Origin of the sequence: Natrinema pallidum DSM 3751 (genome assembly GCF_000337615.1) — an archaeon.
Taxonomy (GTDB): domain Archaea; phylum Halobacteriota; class Halobacteria; order Halobacteriales; family Natrialbaceae; genus Natrinema; species Natrinema pallidum.
The window spans coordinates 79,968-92,949 of sequence record NZ_AOII01000074.1; the positions used below are offsets into that span (position 1 = coordinate 79,968).

Below are 12,982 nucleotides of genomic sequence, written 5' to 3' on the forward strand. Positions count from 1 at the left end.
CGCAAACAGCCACCGTTACTCGAGAGCGTCCGTTCGGTCGCCGTCGCGGCCGCAGAGCCCCGGCGTCGGCGGGGTCGTCCGTTTGTGAGCGGTAGCGGCGTGCAGGGCTGCGATCTCGGCGGCCGTTTCGCGGTCGATTCGCAGGTCGGCGACGGCCTCCTCGAGGGAGTGCTCCGCGTCGACGAGTCGGTACAGGAGCGGATCGATGACCGCGTAGCGCGCGCCGAGGTCGTCGGCGTCGGTCTGCGTGGCCGAGAACCCAGCCGTCGGCTCCTTGGAAATGATTCGTCGCGGGAGCCCGATGTGTCTCGCGAGTGCGCGGACCTCCGTCTTGTAGCAGTCGCCGATCGGATAGGCGTCGGCCCCGCCGTCTCCATACTTCGTGAAGTAGCCAAGCAACCGCTCGGAACGGTTCGCAGTGCCGAGGACGAGCCGTGACTGGCGGTTCGCCGCGTAGTACGCGGTGACCATCCGCAGCCGCGCGACGGCGTTGCCGACCGCGGTGGTGCGTTCGTCGGGCCGCCCGCGCTCGTTCGCTACCGACTCGAGTTCGTCCGCGACCGTTCCCTCGAACGCCTCGAGGAGCGGCCGCAACTGAATCTCTTCGTAATCGATTCCCAGTCCCTCGGCGAGCGTCCGGGCATCGCTGACGTGAGCCCCGTCCGTCTTGTGACAGGGCAGCCCCAGTCCGAGCACGTTCTCGTTGCCCACGGCTTCGACCGCGAGCGCTGTCGTCAGCGTCGAATCCAGGCCGCCGCTCATCGCCACGACGACGCCGGTCGCCCCCGCGTCGGCGACCCGGGTTCGAACGTCGGCGACGATCCGTTCGCGTATCGCCTCGAGCGAGCGGCGATCCGTGACGAACGCCTCGTTCGTCCGCTCCGCGTCCGAGAAGACGAACGTCGTCCTATCTACGCTCATACGTTGGAATCACTCCGTTGATCACGTGATGGCTGAACGATCGTCCCACATATGAAGCTAATCCTTAAACACCTAGTTGTTCTGCCCGTGTCGAAGCTGCACACGGTCCGGTGTCTGCGACGTGTCCTGATCATATGCCCACGTTCACGCCACCGACGCTGTCCTTCCGTACGGGTGCAGCCTTTCCGTCGGCGGGGTCGGTCGTCACCGGATTCGTCCGGTCGCTCGCTCGAGTTCCGTCGCGATGATACGTGAGGAATCCCGATCGTCGCTTACGCCGAGGAGAGGTATCGGCCGGCGGCGTAGACGACGCAGGAACTGATCGCTGCCGCGGCACCGACGGCGATCACGGGGACCGGGACGCCGGTCCGTCCGTAGGGGTCTCGTGGCGCGGATTCGACGATGGCGGTGACGGTCTCGACGCCGGCGTGGCCGAGCAGGAAGAAGCCGACCGTAATCAGGATCGCGAAGCCGCCGGTCGCCAGTCCGAACATCGACGCGACGTCCTCGAGATTTAGTAGCGTGTGTACCTGTGACTCCGAGAGGGAGGGCTCGTACCGCTGACGCGCGATCGCTACCGCGACGAGACAGGTTGCAGTCCCCACTTCGATGCCGCCGGCGTAGACCCCCACCCAGAGGACGAGCGGCGACGACCACAGCGGAGCGCCGCCCGGGAACGTCGCTTGTACTGACGACGGATAGGTGGCGACGATCGGAACGACGAGCGCGAGCACGAGCAGCAGGCCGCTCTGGTAGACGAGTTTTTGTGGAATGCGGCGCTTGATCAGCGCGTATCGCTCAACTCTGAGTCGTTCGTACGTCGATTCGCCGAGGAGTGCGTCCGCAATCGGATCGTTCGGATCAGTCGAGGTCATCGGTTGTGGAGGGAGCGTTGTGATCGGGCTATCCGACCGAACACAGAACACCCCAAAATACGCTGCGGTTTCATCTTCCACGTCAAACTTCTGGACATACACGCTACAATGAGAGTTGTTTCCGTTAGGGTCAAGCAATATGTGTTACGCTGCTCTAGCACCACCCATGGCCGCAACAGTTGGCCCAGAATCCATTTGGCTATGGATCGGCACGATCGGCATGACCCTCGGAACCCTGTACTTCGTCGGTCGCGGACGTGGCGTTCGTGATCGGAAAATGCAGGAGTTCTATATCATCACGATCTTCATCACAACCATCGCCGCTGCCATGTACTTCGCGATGGCAACCGGCTTCGGCGTCACCGAAGTCATGGTCGGCGACGAGGCGCTCACGATCTACTGGGCGCGCTACGCCGACTGGCTGTTCACGACGCCGCTGCTGTTGCTCGACCTCTCGCTGCTCGCCGGGGCGAACCGAAACACGATCGCGACGCTGATCGGCCTCGACGTTTTCATGATCGGGACCGGCGCGATCGCAGCGCTCTCGTCCACCCCGGGTACCCGGATCGCCTGGTGGGCGATCAGCACCGGTGCTCTGCTCGCCCTGCTGTACGTCCTCGTCGGGACGCTCTCCAAGAACGCGCGCAACCGGGCCCCCGAGGTCGCATCGCTGTTCGGGAGACTCCGCAACCTGGTTATCGCGCTGTGGTTCCTCTACCCGGTGGTCTGGATCCTCGGCACGGAAGGGACGTTCGGCATCCTTCCGCTGTACTGGGAAACCGCGGCGTTCATGGTGCTCGACCTCTCGGCAAAGGTCGGATTCGGCGTGATCCTGCTCCAGAGCCGCTCCGTCCTGGAGCGGGTCGCGACGCCGACGGCTGCCCCGACCTGAGGCCGCTGCATCGACTCCCGACGGACGGTGCCAGCGACCGACGCGATAGCAGAGACCCGGACGCTGTTCCGGTCTGCTCGTGTGCAGCCGGCCCGGGACGGCCACTCGTTTATGTGTCGCTCTGGTAAAGTGATCCGGGCCGAGCGGACTGTGGCACCAGTACACCCGGACTCGCTCCGGCCGACGACTGACCGAACCGATCTATATCGCGTGTCCCGATCGTTCCGAACCAGTATGGATACGGCGCTATCCGGCTCCCGTCCGTACTGCCGTTCACAGCGGTTCCGGTTTCCGCCCGTACACCGATGGCGAACGTCGATCCGCCCATGACCGACCAGTTCACGTACTTCGGCATCCATCTCGCCTTCCTGCTGCCGCCAATCCTGATTCTGGGATGGCTCTCGATCCGGCGCGATCGCACCTGGTGGGGAGTTCGCCCCCTCTCGGGACTCGGCGTCATGATCGTTCTCGCCATCGTCTACACGACGCCGTTTACGAACCGCCTCATCCCCGTCGGCGTCTGGTGGTACGGAGAGGGGACCGTCCTCGCGACCGTCTGGCACACGCCACTCGAGGAGTACCTCTTTTTCGTCCTCCAGCCGATACTGACCGCGCTCTGGCTGTTTCAGGTACGACCGTCCGCCGATCGGTCGCTGGCGATTCCTCGAACACACCGACTGCTCGGCGTCGCCAGCGGGCTGGCGATCGCCGTCGTCGGCTGGGTACTCCTCGGCGACACCGCCACGTACTATCTGGGCTGGCTGTTCCTCTGGGCCGGGCCGGTCCTCGCTCTCCAGTGGGGGTTCGGGTCGACGTACCTGTGGGCCATCCGCCGGTCGCTGCTGGTCGCGATCGCCGTCCCGACGCTGTACCTCTGGCTCGTCGACCGGATCGCGATCGAACTCGGCGTCTGGGTCATCTCCGACACGTACACCACCGGTCACGCGCTCTTCGGTCTCCCGATCGAGGAGGCGCTGTTCTTCCTCGTGACCAATCTCTTCATCGTTCAGGGGATCACCATGTACGTTTGGGTGCTCGATCGAATCGGCAGCGGTTCGGCGTGGACGAGCACAGCACCGCGGGTGCCGACGAGTTCCGATGACCGGTGACGCGATCGGCCGGCGCGCCGACGCGCGAGCGAGCGCCGAGAGTCGATCGCGCGCCGCTCGGCTGGCCTTTGGCTTCGGCTCGCTGCTCGCCGTCGCTGCCGGGGCGACGATCGTGTTCGGGTCGCCGCCGCTCGTCTACCAGTACGTGCCGCTAGCGCTCAGCGTCGTCGTTCTCGGACTCCCCCACGGTGCCGTCGACCACCTCGTGTTACCGCGGGTCCGGGGCGACCCGGTTACGCCGCGATCGCTCGCCTTCGTCGGCGTCCTCTACCTCCTCCTCGGCTCCGCCTACGCGCTCGTCTGGGTCCTCGCACCCGTCGCGGCGTTCATCCTGTTCATCCTCGTTACGCTCGTCCACTGGGGACAGGGCGATGTCTACGCGCTCCTCGAGTTCGTCGGCGCGGACCACCTCGAGACGCGAGCCAGTCGGCTACTCGCCCTCCTCGTCAGGGGCGGCCTCCCGATGCTCGTCCCGCTGGTCGCCTTTCCCGGGCAGTACGCGTTCGTCGCCGAGACGCTCATCGGGGTGTTCGATCCCAGCGCGGCGACCGCGCTCGATCCCCTCTTCGAACCGACGGGTCGGGCGGCCGTGGTGATCGGGTTCGGATCGCTGATCGCGCTCTCGCTCCTCCGCGGGGGCTGTCGAACGAGCCCCGGCGAGCGGTGGCCGTGGCTCGTCGACGCCGCCGAGACGCTGGGTCTGGTCGGCTACTTCGCCACCGTGCCGCCGATCCTCGCGATCGGCCTCTACTTCTGTTTCTGGCACTCGCTCCGGCACGTCCTCAGAACGATGCTCGTGGACCCCGTCGCGAGCGCGGCCCTCGAGCGCGGGGCGATTCGGACTGCCGTGTCCCGGTTCGCCCGTGACGCAGCGCCGTTGACCCTCGCCGCGTTGGCCGTCCTCGTCGGAATCTGGCTCGCCGTCCCGCGAACGCCCGCGACCGTCGCCGACATCATCGCGGTCTATCTGGTCGGGATCGCCGTGCTGACCCTCCCACACGTCGTCGTGGTCACGCTGCTCGATCGGGAAGACGGGATCTGGTCGCCCTGAGTCGTGGGAGCGGCCGCTCGCGTACCACCCCTCAAAAATCTGCACGAAAAAGCTCGCTCACGTCGCTCGCTCGCGGATCGATCGTCTACGATGGAACGACCGTCACCGAGTCCTTGCGGTCGATCGCTCGCTCGAGTTCCTCCGCGATCGCGCTCCCTCGAGACACCTGGATCTCGCCACCGCGGCTCACCGTCGCGGTGAAGAGGTACTCGCCGCCGGCTTGCACCTCGACGGTCTCGCCGTGGTTACCGTCGACGGGGATAACGATGTGTCGCGAGGTGATCTCGGGCTGGACCATCTGGCCGGCCTGAGAACCGCCGCTTCCGCCGTTCGCACTCGCACCGCCGGAGCCGCCGCCTGCGCCATAGTTGGGGTTCTCGTCGTGGGTCCGGACATCGATATCGATCCCCAGCCGGTTCTCGATGTCGGTGATTCGGCCACCGCCCTTGCCGATGACGCTCGAGATGTCGTCCTCCTCGACGTAGACGACGGCCGTGTCCTGGCTTTTGAGTTCGACGTCGACGTAGCCGTGGGCGATCGATCGGATCTCCCGTTCGATCTCCTGTTTGGCGATCCGGTCGACGCCGGACTCGGTGCCGGGGCCGCCGTCCTCGTCGGTGAGCGGGACGGTGACGACCTGGCGGTTGAAGGTGTAGATTTCGTACTCCGGCTCGCCCGTCTGGAAGTTCGTGACTTGAATGACCGGGCGAGCGAGGTCCTCTTCCGTGAGCCCGGCAGGGACCTTGACTTCCGTCTTGACGTCGTAGACGGTCTCGACCTCACCGGCTTCGATGTAGACGACGGTATCGACGACCTGCGGGATCATCCCGAGTTCGACCCGGCCGACCAGTCGCTGGAGCGAGTCGATCGGCCGCGTCGCGTGGACGACGCCGATCATGCCGACGCCGGCCAGGCGCATGTCCGCGAAGACCTCGAAGTCGTCGGTCTTGCGGACCTCGTCGTAGATGGTGTAGTCCGGCCGGACCATCAACAGAGCGTCGGCGGTCTTGGCCATCTCGCCGCCCAGTTCCGTGTACTGGGTGATGTCGGGACCGACCTGCAGGTCCCGTGGCTTCTCCATGGTCTTGACCGAGTAATCGTGATCCGAAATATACCGGGCGACCGCCTGCGCGAACGTCGACTTCCCGGCCCCGGGCGCACCCGAGATCAGGACGCCACGCTGGCGCTCGAGCAGTCGCTCTTTGAGTTCGTCGGCGTGTTCGTAGTCCTCGATATCGGTCTGGGCGATCGGCCGGACGGCTGTGATCTCGATCCCGTCGGAGAAGGGTGGTCGGCCGATCGCGATCCGGTAGTCCCGGAACTGGACGATCTTCATGCCCGGCTCCGAGAGTTCGATGAAGCCGTCGGGAGTCTCCTTCGCACCGTCGACGACTTCGCGGGCGTACTCGTCCATGGTCGCCTCGTCGAGCGGTTCGTCGGCGATCTCCTCGTAGGCCATCGCGCCGAGGTCGCCGCGTTTGGCCCTCGGGACGGCATCGGTCTTGAGATGGAGGCTCATCGTCTCCTCGTCGAAGAACTCCTCGATGGCCAGCGTCCCGACCTCCCGTACCTCGGGGGATACGCGTTCGACGTCGAGTCCTTTCGCCTGGGCGACCTCGGCCTGAACGATGTCGCTGGTGACGAAGGTCGCATCGAACTCCTCCGCGAGATCGCGGATCAGCGCGTCGATCTCGCCCTCGGAGGCGTGGCCCCGCTCGATCGCGTTGGGCCGCTCCCCGACGTAGCGGAGGTCGATGACCCCGTCGTCGGCCAGGTCGGCCAGCCGCTGGAGTTCCTCGAGACCGTCCCAGCCGCTGTCGATCCCGTCGTTGGCCTGCGCCTCGAGTTCCGCGACGACCGCCTCGGGGACGCAGATCGTCGCTCCCTCGAACTGCCCGTCTTCGATTGTCGCCGAGACGCGGCCGTCGATGACCACGCTCGTATCCGGCACGACGTTCATACGTAAACTGATCGACGTACGCCTATAAGGGTGTCCACAGCATCGCCCCGTCTCGCGGACGTATTTTTCGAGAGTTAGGTCCCGTGAATTCGTGTCGGGTGTTCCTATTCGGCGGGAACAGTAATGAACAGTTAACGGACCGACCGAACACGTTTCCCGCATGCAACCCCAGGAGACGTTCGGGCGCGGCGGACTCAATGGTTTTCTCGATGTCGACGATCTCGTCGACCGGATCGAACTCGACGAAGACGAAATCGCGTGGCGAAAGGCGTTCATCGGGTTCGATGAGACCGACGAACAGCGCCTGGCCGCTCTCGAGCCGCTCTTGCAGGCCAACGCGGAGGCGATCGCGGACGACTTCTACGAGAACGTCTTGCACTACGAGCAGACGCGGGCGATCGTCGACCGCTCCCCGAAAAACGTCGACGCGCTCAAGCGGACACAGCAGGCGTACCTCGTCTCGCTCGCGACCGGGGACTACGATCAGGCGTTCTTCAAGAACCGGGCCCGGATCGGCAAACTCCACGAACTGCTCGACATGCCCCTGAAACAGTACGTGGGACAGTACGGCGTCTACTATGACCTGATCATGTCTCGACTCAACGAGCGGGTCCAGCAACAGGTCGTCGACGCTATCGAGGAGTGGGCCGCGGAGCGTGACACCGAGGACGACGGCGGTCTCGACCGATTCGTCGGCGCGCTCGGCCTCGGCGGCAGCGCCGAAGACGAGAACGACGGTCTCGAGGAGTCGCTCGAGGAAACGGTCAGAGACGCCATCGACGACGGGATGATGGATGTCCTCTCGCTGCTGCGGATCATCAACCTCGACATGCAGGTCGCGGTCGACACGTACGTCGACTCCTATGCACAGCGACTCGAGGACTCGATCGAACGGCGCGAACGGCTCGCACGAGAGGTCGAAACCGACGTCGAGGCACCGATCGCCGAACTCCACGACTCGAGCGAGGTCGTCGCTCAGCGCGCCGAGGCGATCAGCGAGCAGACGGACTCGCAGGCGACGGGCATCACGCGGGCGGCGGGGGAACTCAACGAGATGAGCGCGGCCATCGAGGAGGTTGCAAGCGTCGCCGACGAGGTCAGCGAGGAGAGCGATCGAACCGAAACGCTCGCCGCGCAGGGCGTCGAGGCGGCCGACGACGCGCTGGACGAGCTCGCGGCGATCGAAGATGCGACCGACCGCGTCGCCGACGCGGTCGACACGCTCGCGAACCGAACCGAGGAGATCGACGAGATCGTCGACCGACTCGACGAGTTGGCCGAACGGACGACGGTGCTGGCGGCGAACGCGAAGATCGAGTCCTCGCGGGACGACGCGGGCGGCAGCGAGACGATGGGTGTCATCGCGAGCGAGGTCCGTTCGTTCGCCGAACAGACGAAGTCCGATCTCGCCGAGATCGAGGACGCCGTCGAAGCCGTCCGGCAGGACGCCGCGGCGACCGTCGAAACCACCGAGGAGACCGTTACCCGCGTCGATACCGGAACCGACCGCGTTCGGGAGACGGTCGACTCGCTCGAGGAGATCCACGAGTCGGCACGGACGACGGCGGCCGGCATGGAAGACGTCGCGGCCGCGACCGATCAGCAGGCTCGGGGCGTCGAGGTGACGGCGGAGACGCTCGAGGATCTCTCGGAGTCGGCCGACACCGTCGCAAGCGCCGCGGAGTCGGTCGCGGCGGCGAGCCAACAGCAAACGGCCAGTCTGCGAGAGGTCCGCGAGTCGGTTGCGCGGCTGACGGAGGCCGACACTGACGATGAGCCGCCGGTGTACGAACGGTACGAGTAAGTATCGAACGCCCCGGCGGGGCGACCGCTCTCCAGGCTGCTGTCCCGATGTCGGGAGTCGGTGCACTGAACAGCACAGCCCCCGAGACATTGCGTATGACTCTCGTCGAGTTGACGCGCGATCTCGTGTCGATCCCGAGCCACGAAGACGAGGCCGCCGCCGGTGACTTCCTCGAGTCGTGGCTGCGCCGCGAGACCGACGCCGACGTGACTCGGGACGCCGTCGGTAACGTGATCGCCCGAAAAGGGACGGGACCAGAGACGCTCGCACTGGTCGGACACCACGATGTCGTCGAGCCGGCCGCGTCGCAGGTCGCGGACGCGGACGGGACCGTCGACAACGCGAGCGAGTACGTCGTCGACGAGCGGGACGGCCGCCTGTACGGTCGCGGGGCGGCGGACATGAAAGGGGCGCTCGCGGCCGCGCTGCTGGCCTTCCGCGATGCCGACCCCGCCGGCGAACTCGTCGTCGCGAGCTTCGTCGGCGAGGAGGTCGGCGGCGTCGGCGCACAGTACGCGATCGACGACGGGTTTGCCCCCGAGTACGCCGTCGTCGGCGAGGGGTCGACGAACTATTCCGGCCCGAACGTCACCGACGTGGCCGTCGCCCACAAGGGCCGTCGCGGGAGTACGATCACCGCTCACGGCACCGCCGCACACGCCAGCGAAGCCAATGCCGGCGAGAACGCCATCTATCGCGCCACCGCGGCCGTCGATCGCGTTCGCGACCTCGAGCCCCCGTCGGTCGACGTGGCGGGCGAATCGATCGCAGGTCGGCTCACCGTCACGGAGATCGAGGGTGGGTCGGCGATGAACGTCGTCCCCGCTCGGTGTGCGGTCACGGTCGACGAACGGACGGTGCCAGGCGAACGCGCGGCCCTCGAGCGGGTCACCGATCTCGACGGCGTCGAGTGGACGGTCGACCAGGACTTGCCGCCGATGCGCTGTGACGACGATGCGTTCGCCGAGACGGTTCTCGAGGCCGCTGACGGCGTGCAAGCGGCAGACCCCGAGTTGGTGACGAAACCCCACGCGACCGACGCAGGGTGGCTCTCGCGGGCGGGTACCGAGTGCGTGATCTGCGGGCCGTCGGAACCCGGCGAGGCCCACACCGACGACGAGAGCGTCTCGATCGCCGTCCTCGAGCGCTGTCTCGAGACCTATCGGCGGGTCGCCGATCGGTGGCCGTCGGCGCAGTGAGCAGTGACTGGTGGGCCGTCGATGCGAGTTACGATATACTCTAGCCGTGGTGAACCGGCGGTGTTCAGATAAGCACTGAAAAGTGAGGAACGGCATTTTTGAAGTGTCTATGCCCAAAAGCGCCGTCCTCAACGGTTGTTTGGACGAGATCGAGTTAGGTTTTGTGGAGCGCGAAGCAACACCGCGACTGTTGATGAAGCTCAGTATTCAGCTACATCTTGCTGGATTATCGCTTTCTGATACTGTCTCTATTCTCGAACTGTTTGGCGTTAACCGCGTCAAGTCGACCGTCCACNTTCTGATACTGTCTCTATTCTCGAACTGTTTGGCGTTAACCGCGTCAAGTCGACCGTCCACAACTGGGTTCGCAAGGCCGACCTACAGCCCGAAGACGGTCAGTCACCGGATCACGTTGCGGTCGACGAGACCGTGATCCGACTCAATACTGAACAGTACTGGCTGTACGCTGCCGTCGATCCAGAAACCAACGAACTGCTGCATACAACGCTCGAACCGACCAGAACGAGCGTCTTAGCACATGCGTTCTTTACGGAACTACGCGAGAAGCACGACATCGACGACGCCGTGTTCCTCGTCGACGGCGCGACGCCGCTGAAAGACGCCTGCACGCGTCACGGGCTCGATTTCCGCTACGAACGTCACGAAAATCGCAACAGCGTCGACCGTGTCTTTCAAGAGGTAAAACGCAGAACTACCGTTTTCTCGAACTGTTTCGGTCACGCAAGTGCAGAAACTGCTGATGAAGGGCTCAAATCGTTCGCCTTCGCATGGAATCAGCTAATCTGAACGCGACCACCCTCCTGCGGGAACGTTTTTTAAGCCCCAACTCGAAGGGCAAGTGATGGAACTCGACGATCATGCCGAGGATCTCGCCTCCGACCTCGGTGTTGACAAAGAGGAGGTCAAAGACGACCTGCAGAACCTCGTGGAGTACAGCGTCCCGATCGACGAGGCCACACAGAGCCTCCGACGGAAGTACGGCGACGGGTCCAGCGGCGGTGGCGGCACGCCGTCAGCGAAGGACATCGCCGAGATCACGCCCGACGAGAGCAGCGTCACCGTGACGGGCGTCGTCCTGACGGCGGGCGAGCGATCGATCCGGTATCAGGGCTCCGATCACGTCATCGTCGAAGGCCGATTGGCCGACGAGACCGGCGTCATCGACTACACCGCGTGGGAGGACTTCGATCTCGAGCCCGGCAACACGATCACCGCGGGCAACGCGGGCGTCCGCGAGTGGGACGGCGACCCCGAACTCAACCTCGGCGAGAGCACCTCGCTGTCGTTCGAGGGTGACGCGCTCGAGGTCCCCTACGAAGTCGGCGGCGACGCACACCTGGCCGACCTCGAGACCGGCGATCGCGCGGTCACTATCGAGGTCACCGTCCTCGAGTGCGAGCGCAAGACGATCGACGGTCGCGACGGCGAAACGGACATTTTGAGCGGTGTCGTCGGCGACGAGAGCGGGCGGCTCCCCTTCACGAACTGGGAACCGGCTCCCNTCGAGTGCGAGCGCAAGACGATCGACGGTCGCGACGGCGAAACGGACATTTTGAGCGGTGTCGTCGGCGACGAGAGCGGGCGGCTCCCCTTCACGAACTGGGAACCGGCTCCCGAGATCGAGGACGGCGGCACGGTTCGCATCGAGAACGCCTACGTTCAGGAGTTCCGGGGCGTCCCCGAGATCAACGTCTCGGAGTTTTCGACGGTCACCGCGCTCGACCGGGCGATCGACGTCGGCAGTAACACGTCGACGATGGACATCGGCGACGCCGTCGCCACCGGCGGCATCTACGACGTCGAAGTCGTCGGTAACCTGCTCGCGGTCCGTGACGGCTCCGGGCTCATCCAGCGCTGTCCGGAGNGACGTCGAAGTCGTCGGTAACCTGCTCGCGGTCCGTGACGGCTCCGGGCTCATCCAGCGCTGTCCGGAGTGTTACCGTGTCATCCAGAAGGGACAGTGCCGGACCCACGGCGATGTCGACGGGATCGACGACATGCGCGTCAAGGCGATCCTCGACGACGGCACCGGGACCGTCACCGTCGTCCTCGGCGACGAACTCACCGAGCGAGTCTACGGCGGTAGCTTAGAGGACGCCCTCGAGCAGGCCCGCGAGGCCATGGATCAAGAGGTCGTCGCGGACCGGATCCGCGAGCGAATCGTCGGTCGTGAATACCGCATCCGCGGTCACCTCTCGGTCGACGAGTACGGCGCGAACCTCGACGCCGAGCGCTTCGAGGAGAGCGACGACGATCCGGTCGCCCGTGCGGCGGCCGTTCTAGAGGAGGTGGACGCATGAGCACGACCGAAAGCGACGACGATATTCCGGGCCGGGAAATCGCGTACCGACTCTTCGCGGCCGAGTACGACGATGCCTCGCTTTCCTACGCCGAGAGCGACGAGGAGCGGGCACCAAACTACGTGATCACGCCCACCGGCGCGCGGCTCAACCGCGTCTTCGTCGTCGGCACCCTCACCGAAGTCACGTCGGTCAACGACGAGATGGTCCGCGCCCGGGTGGTCGATCCGACCGGCGCGTTCGTCGTCTACGCCGGCCNTTCGTCGTCGGCACCCTCACCGAAGTCACGTCGGTCAACGACGAGATGGTCCGCGCCCGGGTGGTCGATCCGACCGGCGCGTTCGTCGTCTACGCCGGCCAGTACCAGCCCGACGAACTGGCGTTCTTAGAGCAGACGGAGCCGCCCGCGTTCGTCGCAGTGACGGGCAAAGCCCGGACCTTCCAACCCGACGACTCGGACCAGGTCTACACCTCGATCCGCCCCGAAAGCATCGCGGCGGTCGACGCCGATACCCGGGACCGCTGGGTCGTCAGCGCGGCCGAACGAACGATCGACCGCATCGGGACCTACGCCGGAGCCGCCGCACTCGCGGCACGGACGGAGCACCCAGATGCAGGCGAGGAAGCGGTGACCGACGCCCTGCTCGAGGCCGGCGTCGACGCCGGTCTGGCGGCGGGAATCCCGCTTGCGCAGGACCACTACGGAACGACGCCGTCGTACCTCGCGGCGCTCCGGAACTGTGCGCTCGAGGCCTGCGAAGTCGTCGCGGGCGATCGCGATCAGGTGAACGGGCTCGAGATCGCGCCGGACGCGACGAGTCCCGAGTTCGACGCGACGGTCGCTTCGCTC

The 12,982-nt window shown here is 65.6% G+C and carries 8 protein-coding genes and 4 pseudogenes; 9 read left to right on the forward strand and 3 right to left on the reverse strand.

All coding sequences use genetic code 11. The features are described 5' to 3' along the window. Positions 1-15 precede the first annotated feature (15 nt). Together C487_RS12520 and C487_RS12525 are read right to left on the reverse strand one after the other, a co-directional pair. Positions 16-921 carry an NAD+ synthase gene (locus C487_RS12520; RefSeq protein ID WP_006186145.1) on the reverse strand — a complete coding sequence of 302 codons (906 nt, stop codon included), beginning with the start codon at positions 919-921 and terminating at the stop codon, positions 16-18. 272 nt (positions 922-1,193) lie between these two features. Next, positions 1,194-1,796, reverse strand: a complete 603-nt coding sequence (locus C487_RS12525) for a hypothetical protein (protein ID WP_006186146.1) — start codon at positions 1,794-1,796, stop codon at positions 1,194-1,196. Between the two features lie 166 nt (positions 1,797-1,962). On the opposite strand from C487_RS12525, the gene C487_RS12530 reads away from it, so the two are divergent. The 3 genes from C487_RS12530 to C487_RS12540 all read left to right on the forward strand — a co-directional run bounded on the left by C487_RS12530 (position 1,963) and on the right by C487_RS12540 (position 4,848). After that, a complete protein-coding gene (locus C487_RS12530; protein ID WP_083864605.1) occupies positions 1,963-2,688 on the forward strand; it encodes a bacteriorhodopsin in 726 nt (241 codons plus the stop codon). 326 nt (positions 2,689-3,014) lie between these two features. After that, positions 3,015-3,797: a lycopene cyclase domain-containing protein gene (locus C487_RS12535; RefSeq protein ID WP_049908135.1), complete on the forward strand. Its 783-nt coding sequence runs from the start codon at positions 3,015-3,017 to the stop codon at positions 3,795-3,797. After that, complete coding sequence (locus C487_RS12540; protein WP_006186149.1) at positions 3,787-4,848, forward strand: Brp/Blh family beta-carotene 15,15'-dioxygenase; 1,062 nt, start codon at positions 3,787-3,789, stop codon at positions 4,846-4,848. Before C487_RS12535 ends, C487_RS12540 begins: the two co-directional genes overlap by 11 nt. Before the next feature lie 85 nt (positions 4,849-4,933). On the opposite strand, the gene C487_RS12545 is transcribed toward C487_RS12540, so the two are convergent. After that, complete coding sequence (locus C487_RS12545; protein ID WP_006186150.1) at positions 4,934-6,808, reverse strand: PINc/VapC family ATPase; 1,875 nt, start codon at positions 6,806-6,808, stop codon at positions 4,934-4,936. Positions 6,809-6,968: 160 nt separating this feature from the next. Here C487_RS12545 and C487_RS12550 point away from each other — a divergent pair, with 160 nt between their 5' ends. The 6 genes and pseudogenes from C487_RS12550 to C487_RS12570 all read left to right on the forward strand — a co-directional run. Beyond that, positions 6,969-8,612 (forward strand): globin-coupled sensor protein, encoded by a 1,644-nt coding sequence (locus C487_RS12550; protein ID WP_006186151.1) that lies wholly within the window; start codon positions 6,969-6,971, stop codon positions 8,610-8,612. Positions 8,613-8,707: 95 nt separating this feature from the next. Further along, positions 8,708-9,811: a M20 family metallopeptidase gene (locus C487_RS12555; RefSeq protein WP_006186152.1), complete on the forward strand. Its 1,104-nt coding sequence runs from the start codon at positions 8,708-8,710 to the stop codon at positions 9,809-9,811. Between the two features lie 109 nt (positions 9,812-9,920). Further along, positions 9,921-10,618: pseudogene (locus C487_RS12560) on the forward strand (IS6 family transposase). 55 nt (positions 10,619-10,673) lie between these two features. Further along, a pseudogene (locus C487_RS22020) lies at positions 10,674-11,309 on the forward strand (Single-stranded DNA binding protein); the annotation flags it as partial. 12 nt (positions 11,310-11,321) lie between these two features. Beyond that, a pseudogene (locus C487_RS22235) lies at positions 11,322-12,132 on the forward strand (Single-stranded DNA binding protein); the annotation flags it as partial. After that, a pseudogene (locus C487_RS12570) lies at positions 12,129-12,982 on the forward strand (RPA family protein); the annotation flags it as partial. The pseudogenes C487_RS22235 and C487_RS12570, both read left to right, overlap by 4 nt.

Excerpts from the sequence above, each read along its gene's own strand:
- C487_RS12520 (WP_006186145.1), bottom strand. The coding sequence starts at position 921 with ATGAGCGTAGATAGGACGACGTTCGTCTTCTCGGACGCGGAGCGGACG.
- C487_RS12525 (WP_006186146.1), bottom strand. The coding sequence starts at position 1,796 with ATGACCTCGACTGATCCGAACGATCCGATTGCGGACGCACTCCTCGGC.
- C487_RS12530 (WP_083864605.1), top strand. The coding sequence starts at position 1,963 with ATGGCCGCAACAGTTGGCCCAGAATCCATTTGGCTATGGATCGGCACG.
- C487_RS12535 (WP_049908135.1), top strand. The coding sequence starts at position 3,015 with ATGACCGACCAGTTCACGTACTTCGGCATCCATCTCGCCTTCCTGCTG.
- C487_RS12540 (WP_006186149.1), top strand. The coding sequence starts at position 3,787 with ATGACCGGTGACGCGATCGGCCGGCGCGCCGACGCGCGAGCGAGCGCC.
- C487_RS12545 (WP_006186150.1), bottom strand. The coding sequence starts at position 6,808 with ATGAACGTCGTGCCGGATACGAGCGTGGTCATCGACGGCCGCGTCTCG.
- C487_RS12550 (WP_006186151.1), top strand. The coding sequence starts at position 6,969 with ATGCAACCCCAGGAGACGTTCGGGCGCGGCGGACTCAATGGTTTTCTC.
- C487_RS12555 (WP_006186152.1), top strand. The coding sequence starts at position 8,708 with ATGACTCTCGTCGAGTTGACGCGCGATCTCGTGTCGATCCCGAGCCAC.